Raw genomic sequence first — 16,173 nt, forward strand, 5'->3', positions numbered from 1 at the left:
ATGTCCACGTCTGGCCTGATCGGCCAGTTTCGGATCCTGTGACGTAGCCGCACACTACCGAACGATCGTCACCGGTACCGGTGCGCGCCGAGCGACTCGTTCTGCAACACTCCCTAACAACGCCCGCGAGACACCCGTCCGCCCGTGGCTCCCGATGACGATCCGGTCGACCGGGTGCTCGCGCGCATAGTCGACGATCGCCCGCGCCGGTCGCCCCTCGATCAGTTCTGTCTCGAAGGAGTGGTCTCCGCTGTGGTCTCGCGCCCGCTCGAACAGCTCCGTCGCCCGCTCGCGTCGCTGCTCGAGCATCGTCCCCGTCCCCAGATGGCCGACCTCGCCGTACCCACTCTCGGAGAGGTCCACCACGTGAACCACCGTCAGCTCGTCGTCCGGGTGCTCAGCGAGGGCGTACTCGAGTGCAGCCCACCCAGGTTCTGACTCGTCGAGGGCGACGAGCAAGTGCATACGTCTCCCTACGGCCCCATCACACTTGAGTTTGTGTATCATACGCATGGTGAGGAGCGAGTGGCGGGAGCCGACCTTGCAAGGCCAACGTTCGAAACGAAAGGTATCGACGGGGAAGAACAGTGGTGCAGATTCACAATGAGCACGAAATCCCCGTCGAAGGCCGACCTGTTGCGGCCGATTCGAGAGACATCGACGGCGTACTACGTTCTGGTTGCCGTCGCAGCACTCGCGTTCGGTCTCTTCTTGCTCGGGTGGGCCTACCAGCTCGCGGAGGGGATGGTCGTCACGGGACTGGGCGACTGGGGAACCGGCGGCGGGGTCACCTGGGGCGTCTACATCGGCGCGTTCATCTGGTGGGTTGGCATCGCCCACGGCGGAATCATCCTCTCGGCTGCAGTGCGACTCCTCGGAATGGAACGCTACATGCCAGTCGCGCGGCTGGCCGAGTTGCTCACGATCGGCGCGCTCTCTGCGGCCGGCTTCTACATCGTCGTCCACCTCGGGCGGCCGGATCGGATGGTGACGAGCGTTATCGGCCACTACCACATCACCGTCCACGCATCACCGCTCGTATGGGACGTGACGGTTATCACGGCCTACTTCGTGCTGACGGCGACGTATCTCGGACTGACGCTTCGGTACGACATCAGCCGGCTCAGGGACGACCTTCCGGACCGATATGGGCCGATTTACGCCCTCCTTACGATCGGCTACTCCGAGCGCGAGGATGCGGTCATCCAGCGAATGGTCTGGTGGATCGCCCTCGCGATCATCATCATGGCACCGCTGTTGCTCCACGGCGGCGTCATTCCGTGGCTGTTCGCCGTGATCCCGTCGATGCCACGCTGGTTCGGTGCCGTTCAGGGCCCGCAGTTCCTCACCATCGCCCTTACCTCCGCGATCAGCGGTGTCATCATCCTTTCGGCGGCGTTCCGGCGAGCGTACGACTGGGACCACATCATCACTGACGATGTCTTCCGTGGCCTCCTGCTCTGGCTCGGCTTTTTCAGCCTGCTGTTCCTCTGGCTCCAGTTACAGCAGGTCACCACCGGGAGCTTCGCCCCACCGATCGACCTCAGTGTCGTCTGGTCTGCGACACTGGGCGACCCGATCTACATCGTCGCCATGTTGCTCGTCGGACTCGTTCTCGCGTTCATCTTCGCGCAAACGCTCCGCCCCTCGCTGTTCTCCAGGGGACGTGCAATCGTCTGCGGTGTTGCCGTCCTCACCGCGACGCTCCTCGAGAAGGTTCTGTTCGTCGTCGAGGGAATGTACCACCCTTCGTTCGAGATTTACGCCGCCACGCCCGGTCACTACTTCCCGAGCCTGATCGAAATTGCGTCCGTCATCGGCACGATCGGGATGGTCTCGCTGTTCTTCCTGCTCGTCGCGAAAGTCGTCCCGGTACTCGAGTTGCACGCGATCGAACACCTTCAGGTGGACCATCAGGAGGACCGGACGAGCGACCACACGAGTCGACAGTCGGCGTCGGAAGACGAGTAACGCGGTGTCGCTGACTTCCGTACTCGTCTCCACCTTCCTCACCGCGCCCTCACGTATTCGAGTCGCCGTCCGACGGCATCGCCGCTGCAACTGCTCGAAGCCACGCCTCGAACTCAGCGGAATCGGTGGAATTGGCGGACTCGGCTGAATCGACGGACTCGGCGGCCTCGAGCGCCGCTGAGGCGGCACCGGTCGCGTCGACGCCACAGTCGAACGCCCGCTCGACGTCCTCGGCGGTTCGAATCCCGCCACCGACGAAGACGCTGGTTTCCGGAGCCTCCGCAGCAACAAACTCGACGAACGACTCGAGTACATCCGGATTCGACCGCACCATGCCACCCTCGGAGGCGATATCTGCGGGCTGTTCGAACAGCAGGCAGTCCGGCGCGGAGTCGAACGCGAGCGCCGCCGCGGCAGTCTGGTGGTCCGGGACGCAGACGATCGATTCCAATCCGAGTGCGTCACAGCGCTCGACGAGTCGGCCAACGGCCGCAAGGGTGTCCTCGTTCTCGGGGTGATTGACGAAGACGCCGTCAGCGCCGGCAGCGGCGACCGCCTCGCAAGTCACGTCGCCGATACTCGCATCTTCGTGACGGACAGCCGTCTGGGCGACGATCGGAAGCGTGGTCTCCGACGCGACGAGGCGAATATCGGGCACCTGCGGCGCGAGCGCGAACCGATGGCCGGTGTCGGCTGCGACGCGCTCGACCGTCGCTGCGAACTCGCGGAGGTCGTCGCCCACGACCTCGGGGCTGGTCTTGGTGTTGACCAGAAAGAAGGGGTACTCGAGCTCGTGCATATCCGCGCATTCGACGGGGCGGTGTATCGCAGTTGTGGTCCCTGGTGCGTCGTACTCTGCGGACGAGGCAGGTGGGACAACAGACTGTGGGAACCGAAGTCACACGCAGGCAAGATTGATTAGCTCCCGTTCGGATGGACGACTATGGTCGACAAACACGTCGTTCGACGGAGCTACGACCAGCTCGCGGCGGCGTACGCCGCCGAGCGAGCGGCGGGCGAGCGTGAGGCCGAACGGGCGGCGCTGGCGGTGGTACTCGAGTCCCTCCCCGCTGGCGGTCGAGTGCTCGACGTTGGCTGTGGCCAGGGGACCCCGGTGTTGTCGGCGGTTGCGGACGGAGAGTGGAGCGAAGACGGAGATGGGGACGGGGACGGGGACGGGGCTGCAGGCGAGTACCAATATGACACCGTCGGAATCGACGTCTCACGAACGCAACTCGAGTTCGCGACCGACACCGTACCCGCCGCGTCGCTCGTGCAGGGAGACATAGACGCGACTGCCGATCCGTGCCGACTGCGTCGACGCCGGTATCGCGCTCCACTCGATCGTTCATCTGCCGCTCGCGGAACACCAGACGTGTCTCGATGAACTCGCTCGCGTGTTACGCCCTGGCGGGCGCGTCCTCGTCTCTGAGGGACTCTCGGAGTGGCAGGGGTCGAACCCGGACTGGCTCGACAGTGGCAGCGAAATGCAGTGGCATATGGCCGGCGCTGACGCGACGCGGGAACAACTCCGGGACGCTGGCTTTGCGATCGTCGACGAGTGGGGAGCGACGGAACGCTTCGCCGATCAGGACGAGCGCTGGCAGTATCTCGTCGCGGAGCTCGACACCTGAGCGCGAAAGGTGGTGTGTGAGTGTAAACGCGGCTCGTTCACTCCGAATACCCCTCCTGCAGGAACGTCCCACTAGTCTCGTACATCGAAACCAACTCCTCGATGAGTTCCTCGTGTGACTGATCCTCCTCTAGGTGTTCGTCAAGTCGATTCTTGAGCTCATCACTGATCTCGAGTGTATGGTTCATGTGAAATCGTGTTACCGAATCGCACTCCAGTGACATAGACGTACGGCGCGCAACAGACGGCCCTGTCGGTAGCGCGGGGGATGACCGCGGCCGGCACCAGACGGCCCGACCTTTAGGCGTCGGTTCCGCATATCGGGTGGTATGGCAGCAACGCTAACTGACGACGAGGTCGGGAAGACGGTCGTCGACGCAGAGCAGAAGGAACTCGGAATCGTCGCGAAGGTCGAAGACGGCCGTGCCTACGTCGACCCCAACCCGTCCGTAGCCGAACACGTGATGGCCGCAGTGGGCTGGGAGGGCGAAGACGAGGAGGACTACCTCGTCACGGAGGACATGATCGCCTCTGTCGGGGACGAGATCGTGTTGCAGGGCGATCTCTAACGTCAACTGTTCGTCTCGGTGCTGTCCCCGTGCTGACCGCCGCCGTTCTCATCGTTCCCGTCATTCTTCTCCCCTGAGTCACCCGCCGACCCAGCCGCCGCAGCCGCCTCGTACATCGTCTCGCGCTCCTCGAAGTACACCGGTGCATCGGTCTCCGCCTCGAAGCGAATCACCCGCTCGAGTGCGGCCTGTCCGTCGGCCGCCTCGGACTGTAACTCCGCAGCTAGATCGGTATACTCCGCCGCCAGCTGCTGAAACGCCTCCATTCGCGTCTGTTTTGCCTCTACGAGGAACTGCTTCTCCTCGACGTCGTCCTCGAGTGCCTCGATCTCGTCGAGGTCCGCCTCGTCCGAATCGGAGCCGACGCCGGTTCCCGTGGTTCCCGCCGTTCCGGCCGACGGGGTTGCCGTGCCGTTGACGCCAGAAGACTGGGACTCGAGTCGGGACCGGATTTCGGCCATGTCCTCGTCGATGTCGTCGAGCAGGTCGTCAGCCTCCTCGCGCATGGTTTCGACGTGGCCCGTGAGTAGTCCCGCCTGGGTTCGACAGTACTCGACGAAGTCGTCGACCGAGAGCGTGTTCCGACCGTCGCTGTCGTCGCTCATGGGTGGTCATTCGGGGTACCGACCGAAGATACTTTGGTCGCCCCAGTCGGCTGTTCTCAGTGCTAGCAACTACCACGTCATTTGGCTTTCAGACTCGTTAAGTTGCTTCGGCCACTGACACAACTACAATGATCGAGCACCGTTGCTGCGACCGCTGTTCTCACGGTATTCGACGAGGAACGACCGATGAGTAAGGAGACGATCGAGGTACGCGGTGCGGAAGAACACAACCTGAAGGATATCGACGTGACGATTCCCCGCGAGGAACTCACCGTCGTCACCGGCCTCTCGGGTTCCGGGAAGTCCTCGCTGGCGTTCGAGACCGTCTACGCCGAGGGCCAGCGCCGGTATATCGAGAGTCTCTCGGCCTACGCACGAAACTTCCTGGGTCAGATGGACAAGCCCCAGGTCGAGACCGTCGAAGGCCTCTCGCCGGCAATTTCGATCGACCAGAAGAACGCGGCGAACAATCCGCGCTCGACGGTCGGGACGGTAACGGAGCTCCACGACTACCTCCGCCTGCTGTACGCCCGTGTCGGGACGCCTCACTGTCCCGAGTGTGGCCGTGAAGTCGGCGAGCAGTCGGCCCAGAACATGGTCGAGCGGATTCTCGAACTCCCGGAGGGAACGAAGGCCAAACTCGCCGCACCCGTTGTCCGCGACCAGAAGGGTGCGTTCGAGGACCTCTTCGACGAATTAGTGTCTGAGGGGTACGCCCGCGTCGAGGTCGACGGCGAGGAGCACGACCTCACGCTCGACCGCCCGGAACTGGACGAGAACTTCGACCACACGATCGACGTGATCGTCGACCGCGTCAAGGTCTCGACCGAGGCCCGCCCGCGAATCGTCGACAGCGTCGAAACCGCACTCGACGAAGCTGAGGGCGTCCTGAAGGTCATCCTCCCCGATGCACCCGAAGCGGTGGCGGCCGAACTCGGCGAGGAAGCCCGCCGAACCGGTGCACTGGGCGACGAGTTCGAGGACGACGACCGCTCCGTCGTCGAGTTCTCGAAGGATCTCGCCTGCACCCACTGTGGTATCGACGTCCCGGAGATCGAGACCCGCTCGTTCTCCTTCAACTCGCCACACGGTGCCTGTCCGGAGTGTGAGGGGCTCGGCGAGACAAAGGAGGTCGACGAGGACCTCGTCATTCAGGACCCCTCGAAACCCATCAAACACGTCTTCGAGGCCTGGAGTTACAACCGCTCGTACTACAAGACGCGCCTCGATTCCGTCGCCGAACACTTCGACGTCTCGCTTTCGACCCCGTTCGAGGATCTGGACGAGGACGTCCAACAGCAGTTCCTCTACGGCACCGACCGCGAGGTCGTCTTCAAGCGCAGCACCAAAAACGGCATCCGACGCAAGCAAAAGCGCTTCGAGGGCGTCATCCCGAACCTCGAACGGCGCTACCTCGAGACCGACTCCGACTCTACCCGAGAGCACATCGAGGACTACATGTCCGTCACCGAGTGCCCGGCCTGTGATGGCACCCGTCTCAAACCCGCCTCCCGCGCCGTGCTCGTCGACGACACCGCCATCACGGAGATCAACGCGATGTCTATCGGCGACGCGCTCGATCACTTCGAGTCGATGGAAGCCGACCTCACCGAACGCGAGAAGGTCATCGCCGAGGAGATTCTCAAAGAAATCAGGGCTCGTCTCGGCTTCATGGTCGAGGTCGGACTCGAGTACCTCACGCTCGATCGGGAGGCCTCGACGCTCTCCGGTGGGGAGAGTCAGCGCATTCGGCTGGCGACCCAGATCGGGTCCGGACTCGTCGGCGTCCTCTACGTCCTCGACGAGCCCTCGATCGGGCTCCACCAGCGGGACAACGATCGACTGCTCGACACCCTAGAAGAGCTTCGGGATCTGGGCAACACGCTGTTGATCGTCGAGCACGACGAGGAGACGATGCGCCGTGCGGACACCGTCATCGACATGGGTCCCGGACCGGGCAAGCGCGGCGGCGAGGTCGTCGTCAACGGCCCCGTCGATGAGGTCAAAGACTGCGAGGACTCGGTCACGGGCGACTACCTCTCCGGCCGCCGGCAGATTCCGGTGCCCGAAGAGCGACGCGATCCAGATGGTGCACTAACGATCCTCGGCGCGCGCCAGCACAATCTGAAAGATCTGGACGTGGACATCCCACTCGGCTGTTTCACGGCGATCACGGGCGTCTCGGGCTCCGGCAAGTCGACCCTGATGCACGACGTGCTCTACAAGGGCATCGCCCGCCAGATGAACGACAACACGAGCGTCATCCCGGGCGACCACGACAGCCTCGAGGGGCTCGAGGACGTCGAGACGGTGCGCCTGATCGACCAGTCGCCGATCGGTCGCACGCCGCGGTCCAATCCCGCGACCTACACCGGCGTCTTCGACCACATCCGCGACCTGTTCGCCCAGACCAAACTGTCGAAACAGCGCGGCTACGAGAAGGGGCGCTTCTCGTTCAACGTCAAGGAAGGCCGCTGTGAGGAGTGTGGCGGCCAGGGCACGGTGAAGATCGAGATGAACTTCCTCTCGGACGTGTACGTCCCCTGTGAGGAGTGTGACGGCGCGCGGTACAACGACGCCACGCTCGACGTCACCTACAAGGGCAAGACGATCTCGGACGTGCTGGAGATGGAAGTCGACGAGGCCTACGAGTTCTTCGAGTCGAACTCCCAGATCCGTCGCCGCCTCAAACTGCTGAAGGACGTCGGACTGGACTACATGACCCTCGGCCAGCCCTCGACGACCCTTTCGGGCGGAGAGGCCCAGCGGATCAAACTCGCAGAGGAACTCGGCAAGAAAGACAGCGGCAACACTCTCTACCTGCTCGACGAGCCGACGACCGGCCTGCACAGCGAGGACGAGCGCAAACTGATCAACGTCCTCCATCGGCTCACCGACAACGACAACACCGTCGTCGTCATCGAGCACGAACTCGACCTGGTGAAAAACGCCGACCACGTCATCGACCTCGGACCCGAAGGTGGCGAAAACGGCGGCGAAATCGTCGCGACGGGAACGCCGGAGGAGGTCGCCCGACTCGAGGACTCCCATACCGGCCGCTACCTGCGGGATCTGCTTCCAGCCGTCGACATCGACGGGCCACGCGGCGAACGTGTCGAACCCGTTTCGGCACCGATGGACGACGACTGAGGTGGAGACGCGCGACTGTTCGGGTTCGTCTCGCGGATTCTCTTCGTACAGGTGCTCCGTCTCGCGGTTTCTCACAGGAAAACGGATAGAAACTCGAGCCATCAACACTGCCATCGTCCGAAACCTTCGCTCGTTGTGACTCGTTGCAACGAACGAATGCGCCAACGATCCGTTCGAAAGTGTTGTCGGGGAAACTATTATATGGCGATTGGTGATAACCATAGTTGGTGTCAATGAACCGACGAACCATCCTCAGACGAGCCAGCGCAGCAGGACTTGGACTCGCTACGATCGGTGCGGGAAGTGCCGCCGCACGAAACGACGACCCGGAGGTCCGCCGAGTCGAAATCGACGGCGAAACGTACCTCGTGTTCGGCGACGCAACTGTTGACGACCTGAGCGAGGACGATCTGTGCACCTGCGACAACTGTGACCCCGTCCTCTGTGACTGGTGTGGCCCCTGCCGATAACCGACGCCCAAACACGGCTCATTTTTCGTGGCGACGAATCGGAATCGAGAGTCCGTGCTCGATACTCGAGTACCACTTCCATTCTCCCAAGCAGTGCCGCGATTCACTGTGCGTCGGGACAGTGCTGTCAAACGAGGTGCTGGCGGTCAGTCCGGGTGTAGTCGGAACCGACCCATCAGAGACACCGAAGAGATGAGCCGTAGTCACAAAGATCTTGTTAACTACATATACAACAATATTAACACAAAACACTCAGTGGACACCGTCGACGCCAACGAAAACCCGAACGATTACCGGAGCCGACGCAAAACCCACTCATAGATACGTATGCGAGGGATTCGATGACGGCGGACACGCTCCAGCGGCGACTGCTCGGCGGCGGCCTCGTGGCTCTCCTCGTTGCGGCCGGTCTGCTCACTCTCGACGGGGCAGACGCCACACTCAATCAATTCATCGTGGGCTGGCTCGCAGCCGGTGGCGCGCTGCTTGTCGTCGCCGGGATCCGAAATCGGTTCCTGCTCGGCGTCGCGACCGTGGGCTGGCCAAAACTCGCCGCTGCCGGCCTCGCAATTCTCTCGGTCGGCTCGAGTACCGTCGGCTTCCTCCAGCTATTCGTCGCCCCCGTCGGCTGGGGCCTCCTGAACGGCATCCTCGCCGTTCTCGCCGCACTGGTGCTCGCGCTGGGTGCACTCGAGTGCTGGCTGGGTGGTGTGCTGCTCGATGCGGAGTTATTCGCGGTCGAGTGAGCGCGATTTAGCCGCGACGCGACACAGCCCATCGCGATTCGAACGGGACCAAACCACGACTCGTTTGTGCAGTGACTACATACCATACCGTATGCGCGTCTACGTAGCGCTGCGAAACCGGCTGCTTCGCTGTTCGACCGACGGCACGTCGTGGGAGACCGCGACCCGACTCGAAGGACGGGCACTCGAGTGCGTCGCCGCCACACCTGCCACACCCGACCGCGTGTTCGTCGGGACCTTCGAGAGCGGGCTGTTCCGGAGCACCGACGGCGGGGAGACGTTCGAGCGACTCGAGACAGACGACGTCTTCGCGAGTGATGCCGTGATGTCGCTCACGATCAGCCCGCACGATCCGGACGTGATCTACGCGGGGACGGAGCCGAGTCGAGTCTACCGCAGCACGGACGGCGGCGAGTCCTGGACGCACCTCGACGGGCTCATCGACCTTCCCTCGGCGTCGGAGTGGTACTTCCCGCCGCGTCCGGAGACGCATCACGTCCGCTGGCTCGAGGTGGACCCGTTCGATCCGGATCGGCTCTACGTCGGCATCGAGGCCGGCGCGTTCGTCTTGAGCGACGACGGCGGCGAGACGTGGCGCGAGCGCCCCGACGGTTCGCGAATCGATAACCACAGTCTGGCGACACACCCGGAACGCGAGGGACGCGTCTACACTGCGGCCGGCGACGGCTACGCGGAGAGCGACGACGGCGGCGAACACTGGGAACAGCCACAGGATGGACTCGACCACCGCTACTGCTGGAGCGTCGTTCCCGATCCGACCGATCCCGAGCGCGTGCTCGTCTCGAGTGCGAGCGGTGCGTCGTCGGCTCATACGGCGAGTCGGGCGGAGTCGTACGTTTATCGCAGGTCGGGGTCGGGGTCGGAGTCTGGGACAGGATCGAGGTCTGGCTCGGGGTCCCGGTCAGCGTCAGAATCACCAGCCGAGGGCGAGCCGTGGGAGCGCCTCGACGGAACCGGATTGCCGATGGGTGACGGTGTCGTCCGCGCCGTCTTCGCGGCTGCCGAGGAATCCGGGGCGATCTTCGGGGTGAACAATCAGGGGCTGTTTAGAACCGAAGATTTCGGCGATTCCTGGGACCGGGTCGACATCGAGTGGCCCGAGGGAGCAGAGACGCAGACGCCGCGAGGGCTGGCGGTAGTCGAGACGTAGCGAGGGAGGGATTGAAGGCCGGGCTACGGTTCCAAGGGAACCCCAGACGCCTCATCCGTCCGCCGATACTCGAACAGCGAGACGATCATCGCGGCGTGCAGCGGCGCGATGAGCGCGCCCGTCAGAAACGTCCCAACGACCGGCACGCTGGCGAGGACCCAGGCACAGATACCAAGGAGCAAAACCAGTCCGAGCACCGTCCAGCGCTCACCGCGGACCACATCCTCGCTCCAGCGGATCGCAGTCAAGGGCGACGCGCCAGCAGCGACGAGTCCGGGCGTGGGAAAGAGCAGGACCAGCACGAACAGGATGAGCACCAGCGGAACGATTCCCAGCAATCCCATGTTCTGGAGGAATTCGACCGAACTGAGCAGCCGATTCCCTAGATCGAGCCCAACGACGAGACCGAAGTACGACGGAAGCGGCCCGAGGTGTGCCTCGCCGTCCAGAAGCGCAGTGAACGTGAGCACACCCGCGGCGCTAACCGCGAGCAGTGAGATGAGGTAGAGACCGAATCCCCAGACGAGATACGGGAGTTCGAGCCCAGCGAGCGCCTCGAGCGGGAGCGTCGTCTGCCCGATCGCGGTTGGGTAGCCAGCGTACTCGAGATGGATCGTCGCCTGCTCGAGGTCGCCGTACTCGAGTACCGGGATCGGGTCGTGGCGCCGCATCGTGTCGATGACTGCGAGGACGAAGCCGGCGAGTGCGAAGGGTATCAAGAGGGCGGGGGTACTGTGGAGTCGGGAACCGGCGGCCAGGAAGGCGGCCTCGACGGACCAGTTGTGTTGGCGTCGGGCTGTGTCCTTCGAGTCCGGGTCCAGGTCTGGATCCGAATCCGAATCCGAGTCCGAGTCCGTCTCAGACACGATTAGCTCCCCTCCGCAAGCGCCAGCAGTCCCTCGTTGCTGAGGACGTACACCACGCCGTCACCGACAATCGGCTGCGTAAAGTAGATTGAATCCTCGTACGCCCAGCGCCGTTCGCCGGTGGCGGCGTCGATCGCGACCAGTTCGGCCATCTGGTAGCTGAGGTAGACGACGCCGTCGGCGACGATGGGATGCGTATCGGGGCTGTAGTCGGCCGTCCACTCGCGCTCGCCGGTTTCGAGGTCGACCGCGTGCAGTGCCTCCGTGCCGTCCGTGACGAATACCGTCCCGTCAGCGACCGCAGCGCTCCCGTCGATGCCGTTCCCGTCGTGGAAGTAGTCCCACACCAGACTGCCGTCGGCGCGGTCGAACAGCGCGACGCCGTTTCGGTCGGGAACCACAATTCCCGCATCCGTCACCGTTGGTGCCTGAAACTCGCGGTACTGGAGGGCGCTTTCCTCGCGGGGAGCTGGGCGGGCCTGCCAGCGAGTCGCTCCCGTCTCCGCGTCGAAGGCGACGAGATCACCGGGGGTACTCGAAACGTAGACGGTGCCGTCGGAGACGGCGGGTTGGTTCGTCCCGCTCGATAGTTCCTGACCGACGACCCGCTCCCATCGCTGCTGGCCGCTACTCGCGTCTAGCGCGATAACTCGGTCGGTTGCGGGGGTGATTGCATACACAATCCCGTCCACAGCGACAGGGGAAGGTTCGCGTGCCGGTGAACCGGACCAGTTGCTGGTATTCTGGCCGGGCGCATGCCAGCGCTCGGTGCCGATGGGGCGTCCGAGCAGTTCGTAGCCGCCGCTGGCGTTCAGGCCGTAGACACCCGTTCGGCTGTAGACGGCGAGCGTGTCGCTTCGGTAGGCCGTCGCCTCGGCGCGGGCCGGCGTCGACCAATACGATCCCGACCGCTCGAATTGGATCTCACCGGTGTCGCGGTCGAAGGCAACCAGGGAGTCACGGCCAACGCCGTACAGGGTGTCACCGACGAGTATCGGTGCCGTCATCCCGTGCATCGAAGCGTCCGTATCCTGTTGCCATACGAGTTCGGGGGTCGATTTCGGACCTGATGCGTCAGGGTTGTAGGCCGTTCCGGCGGGGTCGTATCGCGCCAGGGGCCACTCGATTCGATCAGCGCGGTCGGCGTCCACCTCACCGCCGGCGAGTATCGTGTTCGTTCCGGCCAGCGCCGCGGCCGTCGCAGTAGTGCCGACGGCACCGGCAATTCCGGCAGCGCCGACGAGGAGGTGTCGTCTGGAGGGCATCTGTCCGGCAGTTTAGTCAGACAAATACTATGTCTTTTCGTTAGTCGAGAGCGGCGGTTATACCCGCGTCGAATCGGTACACAACGGACAACGCTTGACGGACCACTGGACTGGCGACGTGCTGTTCGGATCGTGGCGATTCCCCGGCAGCCACTAAGCGCTTCGAAATCCTTTTAGGCGCTACACGGGGATAGTAGGGTAACTGAGTGATATCATGGACGTCGACATCATCTCCGAATCGGAGAACCCCATGTTGCACCGGACGGACGTCACGTTCGAACTAACCCACGAGGACGCCACCCCGGAGCGACTCCAGGTGCGTGACAGCCTCGCAGCGAAGCTAAACAAGGACGCCGACGAGGTCGTCATCCGCAAACTCGAGACGAAGTTCGGGATGCGAAAGACCGTCGGCGAGGCCAAGGTCTACGAGAGCGCAGACCACGCCCGCGACGTCGAGCAGGACCACATGCTCGAGCGAAACAAGATCGGCGTCGACGACGAGGCCGAGGCAGAAGCCGACGCGGAGGAAGCATAAATGGCGCGCTACGAACTCTACGGCGACGACGGCACCACCGAAGGCGACCAGTGCCCTCGCTGTGGCGACGTCTTCCTCGCCGACCACGGCGACCGCAAGCACTGTGGCAAGTGCGGCTACACCGAGTGGGAGTAACGACGCCCACCGCTGAGTCGTGACCACAAGTTCAGCCACACGAACACGCGTGCTCGGCATCGAAGGCACCGCCTGGGCCGCCAGCGCGGCCGTCTTCGACACCGAGACCGACGACGTTTTTATCGAGACCGACGCCTACGAGCCAGACAGCGGCGGCATTCACCCCCGCGAGGCCGCAGAACACATGCACGACGCCATCCCGCGCGTCGTCGAGACGGCACTCGCACACGCCCGTGAAACGTTCGACGGGCCCGACACAGAGCCGCCCGTAGACGCCGTCGCCTTCTCGCGCGGCCCCGGCCTCGGTCCGTGCCTGCGCACAGTCGGCACGGCAGCGCGGGCGCTCGCCCAGTCGCTCGACGTGCCGCTTATCGGCGTGAATCACATGGTGGCTCACCTCGAGATCGGCCGCCACACGGCTGACTTCGACTCGCCGGTCTGTCTGAACGCGAGCGGGGCGAACGCACACCTGCTCGCCTACCGCAACGGCCGCTACCGTGTGCTCGGCGAGACGATGGACACCGGCGTCGGCAACGCCATCGACAAGTTCACCCGCCACGTCGGTTGGTCCCATCCCGGCGGGCCGAAGGTCGAGGAGGCCGCGAAAGACGGCGAACTCATCGACCTGCCCTACGTGGTGAAGGGGATGGATTTCTCCTTCTCGGGGAGTATGAGCGCCGCGAAGCAGCGCTACGACGACGGTGTCCCCGTCGAGGATATCTGCTACTCGCTGCAGGAGACCATCTTCGCCATGCTGACGGAAGTCGCCGAGCGCGCACTCTCGCTGACCGGCAGCGACGAACTCGTCCTCGGCGGCGGCGTCGGACAGAACGCCCGCCTGCGCGAGATGCTCGCGGACATGTGCGAGCAGCGCGGGGCGGACTTTCACGCACCCGAGCCGCGATTCCTGCGCGACAACGCGGGCATGATCGCCGTCCTCGGCGCAAAGATGTACGAGGCCGGCGAGACGCTCGCCATCGAAGACTCGCGCGTCGATCCGAACTTCCGGCCGGATCAGGTGCCCGTCACCTGGCGAACGGACGAACCGGAACTCGCGGTCGGCCGCGGTGGAGTCGGCTCAGGCGAGGAAACGGGGCAGGTTCAGGGTGCCGAAGCCGTCGTTGACCTCGACCCCACCGCAGACTGCGTCACCAAACGCCGACGGCCCAAAGCCTACCGCCACCCCGACCTCGACGAACGCCTCCGCACGGAGCGGACTCGCCTCGAAGCCCGCCTGACGAACCTCGCCCGCCGCGAGGGCGTCCCCACCCCCGTGCTCTCGGACATCGATCCGCAGGAGTCAGTACTCGAGTTCGCCTTCGTTGGCGACTGCGATCTGCGCGCGGTTCTCGACGACGAGGCGGGGACGACACACGTCCGAGACGTGGGTCGCCACCTCGCTCGACTTCACCGGGCTGGCATCGTTCACGGGGATCCGACGACGCGAAACGTGAGAATCGCTGCGGACCGCACCTACCTCATCGACTTTGGCCTCGGCTACCACACCGACCACGTCGAGGACTACGCGATGGACCTGCACGTCTTCGACCAGAGTCTCGTCGGGACCGCGAACGACCCCGAGCCGCTCCGCGAAGCGGTCCGTGAGGGGTATCGCGAGGTCGGCGAGGAGCGGGTACTCGAGCGACTGCTCGATGTCGAAGGGCGCGGCCGGTACGTCGGCGGCGAGAGCTAACGGCCGTTTACGATCTCAGCGAGGACCGAGGGCCGAGGGCCGGTTCACGGCTGCGTTCGGTTAGCCCCAGTCGGCTCATCGGGTGCCGAGACCCAGACACTCTTGTCCCGACGCGAACAGTCACGACCAATGGAGACGAGTACGAGTACCGAGACACGCAGCGACACCGACGCGACTGACGACACAGCGCCCACCGTCCTCCTCACCGGCTACGAACCCTTCGGCGATTTCGAAACCAACCCCGCCCGCCAGCTTGCCGCGCGCCTCGACGGCACCGCCCTCGGCACCCACACCGTCGTCGGCCGCGAACTGCCCGTCGTGTTCGATCAGGCCGCGGACGTACTCGAGTCCGCTATCGACGAGCACGACCCAGACATCATCTGCGCGCTCGGGTTGGCCGGCGGTCGGAACACGCTCTCGCTCGAGCGCGTTGGGATCAACCTCCGGGATACGGGCGCCTCCGGCATTCCGGACAACGACGACCGACAACCTGTCGACGAGTGCGTCGTCGCGAATGGGCCGGACGCCTACTTCACGACGCTGCCGGTGCGGGAGATGAAAGAAGCAATGCAGGACGCCGGCGTGCCGACGACGCTCTCGACGGACGCCGGAACGCACTGCTGTAACAACCTGCTGTACGCCGCGCGCCACCTCGTGGAGACCGGTGTCGTCGACGACTGCGACGTGGGGTTCGTCCACGTCCCGTTCTCACATGTGCAGGCAGCGGCACGCGACGAGGGTGAGCCGAGTATGGCACTCGAGACGATGCAGGAGGGGCTGCTGGTGGGACTGGAATCGGCGTGTTCTCGGTGACAGCCTGTTGGCGGAGGACGTGCCGAATTCGGCGAACGAGTCGAAAACCGAGAGTGACCAATTTCCACAGACGAGACGGGCACACAATACTCTTAATGGGGAAGACCGTACTGTCCCGTATGGCAGATAAACCGACCTCCGGTGAGATTCTTGGCGTCCCGTACAACTTCGAACGACCGAGCTTCGGCCGCATGCTCTCGTCGTACTGGCAGCCCGGCGAGGGGATGCTCGTCGAGAAGCCCTTCGGCGTCGGCTACACGCTGAACCTCGCCAACTGGCGGTCGTGGGTCGTTGTCGCGGTCGCTGGCGCACTCCTCTGGCAACAAGAGCAGGGTTCCTCGGCGGACACCGAGGAGGCACAGGACGAACCCGTCGAAGTAATCGTCGACGACGACGAGAACTGACGCGCGAGACGACTGTTTTCCTGATACCCAGTACCCCGACCACATCCAAACGCGCCTGTCTATTTGGACGTGCATTCTTCCCATGGAAGACGATGGCGGCGGCGCACTACAGGTCGGTTCGAATACCGCTTCCGCGGGCAGCAACCG

At 64.1% G+C, this 16,173-nt stretch carries 17 protein-coding genes and 1 pseudogene; 12 read left to right on the forward strand and 6 right to left on the reverse strand.

What is annotated here, in order from left to right; genetic code table 11:
- Nucleotides 1-54: 54 nt before the first annotated feature.
- Nucleotides 55-465, reverse strand: a complete 411-nt coding sequence (locus C483_RS06040; protein ID WP_006652474.1) for a universal stress protein — start codon at nt 463-465, stop codon at nt 55-57.
- Between the two features lie 138 nt (nt 466-603).
- Here C483_RS06040 and nrfD point away from each other — a divergent pair, with 138 nt between their 5' ends.
- Complete coding sequence (gene nrfD, locus C483_RS06045) at nt 604-1,971, forward strand: NrfD/PsrC family molybdoenzyme membrane anchor subunit (protein ID WP_006652475.1); 1,368 nt, start codon at nt 604-606, stop codon at nt 1,969-1,971.
- Nucleotides 1,972-2,020: 49 nt separating this feature from the next.
- Here the strand turns inward: nrfD and C483_RS06050 are convergent, their stop codons facing one another.
- Complete coding sequence (locus C483_RS06050; protein WP_006652476.1) at nt 2,021-2,770, reverse strand: triose-phosphate isomerase; 750 nt, start codon at nt 2,768-2,770, stop codon at nt 2,021-2,023.
- A gap of 144 nt (nt 2,771-2,914) precedes the next feature.
- Here C483_RS06050 and C483_RS21225 point away from each other — a divergent pair.
- Nucleotides 2,915-3,605, forward strand: a pseudogene (locus C483_RS21225) (class I SAM-dependent methyltransferase).
- A gap of 37 nt (nt 3,606-3,642) precedes the next feature.
- On the opposite strand, the gene C483_RS20370 reads toward C483_RS21225, so the two are convergent.
- Nucleotides 3,643-3,792, reverse strand: coding sequence for a DUF7557 family protein (locus C483_RS20370; protein ID WP_006652477.1), 150 nt, complete (start codon nt 3,790-3,792; stop codon nt 3,643-3,645).
- A gap of 141 nt (nt 3,793-3,933) precedes the next feature.
- Between C483_RS20370 and C483_RS06060 the strand changes: the two genes are divergently transcribed.
- Nucleotides 3,934-4,173: a hypothetical protein gene (locus tag C483_RS06060; protein ID WP_006652478.1), complete on the forward strand. Its 240-nt coding sequence runs from the start codon at nt 3,934-3,936 to the stop codon at nt 4,171-4,173.
- 2 nt (nt 4,174-4,175) lie between these two features.
- Here the strand turns inward: C483_RS06060 and C483_RS06065 are convergent, their stop codons facing one another.
- Nucleotides 4,176-4,778 carry a hypothetical protein gene (locus tag C483_RS06065; protein ID WP_006652479.1) on the reverse strand — a complete coding sequence of 201 codons (603 nt, stop codon included), beginning with the start codon at nt 4,776-4,778 and terminating at the stop codon, nt 4,176-4,178.
- Nucleotides 4,779-4,964: 186 nt separating this feature from the next.
- Here C483_RS06065 and uvrA point away from each other — a divergent pair, with 186 nt between their 5' ends.
- The 4 genes from uvrA to C483_RS06085 all read left to right on the forward strand — a co-directional run bounded on the left by uvrA (nt 4,965) and on the right by C483_RS06085 (nt 10,315).
- Entirely contained in the window at nt 4,965-7,928 is a 2,964-nt protein-coding gene (gene uvrA / locus C483_RS06070) for an excinuclease ABC subunit UvrA (protein WP_006652480.1), read from the forward strand.
- A 233-nt stretch (nt 7,929-8,161) separates the two neighbouring features.
- Nucleotides 8,162-8,398 carry a hypothetical protein gene (locus C483_RS06075; RefSeq protein WP_006652481.1) on the forward strand — a complete coding sequence of 79 codons (237 nt, stop codon included), beginning with the start codon at nt 8,162-8,164 and terminating at the stop codon, nt 8,396-8,398.
- Nucleotides 8,399-8,739: 341 nt separating this feature from the next.
- On the forward strand, nt 8,740-9,144 hold the full coding sequence (locus C483_RS06080) for a hypothetical protein (RefSeq protein ID WP_006652482.1): 405 nt from the start codon (nt 8,740-8,742) through the stop codon (nt 9,142-9,144).
- Nucleotides 9,145-9,235: 91 nt separating this feature from the next.
- Nucleotides 9,236-10,315, forward strand: a complete 1,080-nt coding sequence (locus C483_RS06085) for a WD40/YVTN/BNR-like repeat-containing protein (RefSeq protein WP_006652483.1) — start codon at nt 9,236-9,238, stop codon at nt 10,313-10,315.
- 23 nt (nt 10,316-10,338) lie between these two features.
- Here the strand turns inward: C483_RS06085 and C483_RS06090 are convergent, their stop codons facing one another.
- Together C483_RS06090 and C483_RS06095 are read right to left on the reverse strand one after the other, a co-directional pair.
- Nucleotides 10,339-11,181 carry a hypothetical protein gene (locus C483_RS06090; RefSeq protein ID WP_006652484.1) on the reverse strand — a complete coding sequence of 281 codons (843 nt, stop codon included), beginning with the start codon at nt 11,179-11,181 and terminating at the stop codon, nt 10,339-10,341.
- Nucleotides 11,182-11,183: 2 nt separating this feature from the next.
- Complete coding sequence (locus C483_RS06095; protein WP_006652485.1) at nt 11,184-12,446, reverse strand: PQQ-binding-like beta-propeller repeat protein; 1,263 nt, start codon at nt 12,444-12,446, stop codon at nt 11,184-11,186.
- 214 nt (nt 12,447-12,660) lie between these two features.
- Between C483_RS06095 and C483_RS06100 the strand changes: the two genes are divergently transcribed.
- The 5 genes from C483_RS06100 to C483_RS06120 all read left to right on the forward strand — a co-directional run bounded on the left by C483_RS06100 (nt 12,661) and on the right by C483_RS06120 (nt 16,026).
- Nucleotides 12,661-12,981, forward strand: coding sequence for a 30S ribosomal protein S24e (locus C483_RS06100; RefSeq protein ID WP_006652486.1), 321 nt, complete (start codon nt 12,661-12,663; stop codon nt 12,979-12,981).
- Complete coding sequence (locus C483_RS06105; protein ID WP_004217187.1) at nt 12,982-13,116, forward strand: 30S ribosomal protein S27ae; 135 nt, start codon at nt 12,982-12,984, stop codon at nt 13,114-13,116. It begins immediately after the preceding gene.
- Between the two features lie 19 nt (nt 13,117-13,135).
- Nucleotides 13,136-14,809: a bifunctional N(6)-L-threonylcarbamoyladenine synthase/serine/threonine protein kinase gene (locus C483_RS06110; protein WP_049912466.1), complete on the forward strand. Its 1,674-nt coding sequence runs from the start codon at nt 13,136-13,138 to the stop codon at nt 14,807-14,809.
- Between the two features lie 129 nt (nt 14,810-14,938).
- The gene (gene pcp / locus C483_RS06115; protein ID WP_006652488.1) at nt 14,939-15,622 is read left to right on the forward strand and encodes a pyroglutamyl-peptidase I; all 684 of its coding nucleotides are present in this window, start codon (nt 14,939-14,941) and stop codon (nt 15,620-15,622) included.
- Nucleotides 15,623-15,741: 119 nt separating this feature from the next.
- Nucleotides 15,742-16,026: a DUF5808 domain-containing protein gene (locus C483_RS06120; protein WP_004217190.1), complete on the forward strand. Its 285-nt coding sequence runs from the start codon at nt 15,742-15,744 to the stop codon at nt 16,024-16,026.
- The last annotated feature ends 147 nt before the right edge of the window (nt 16,027-16,173 follow it).

The sequence above is a fragment of the Natrialba hulunbeirensis JCM 10989 genome, assembly GCF_000337575.1.
Classification (GTDB): domain Archaea; phylum Halobacteriota; class Halobacteria; order Halobacteriales; family Natrialbaceae; genus Natrialba; species Natrialba hulunbeirensis.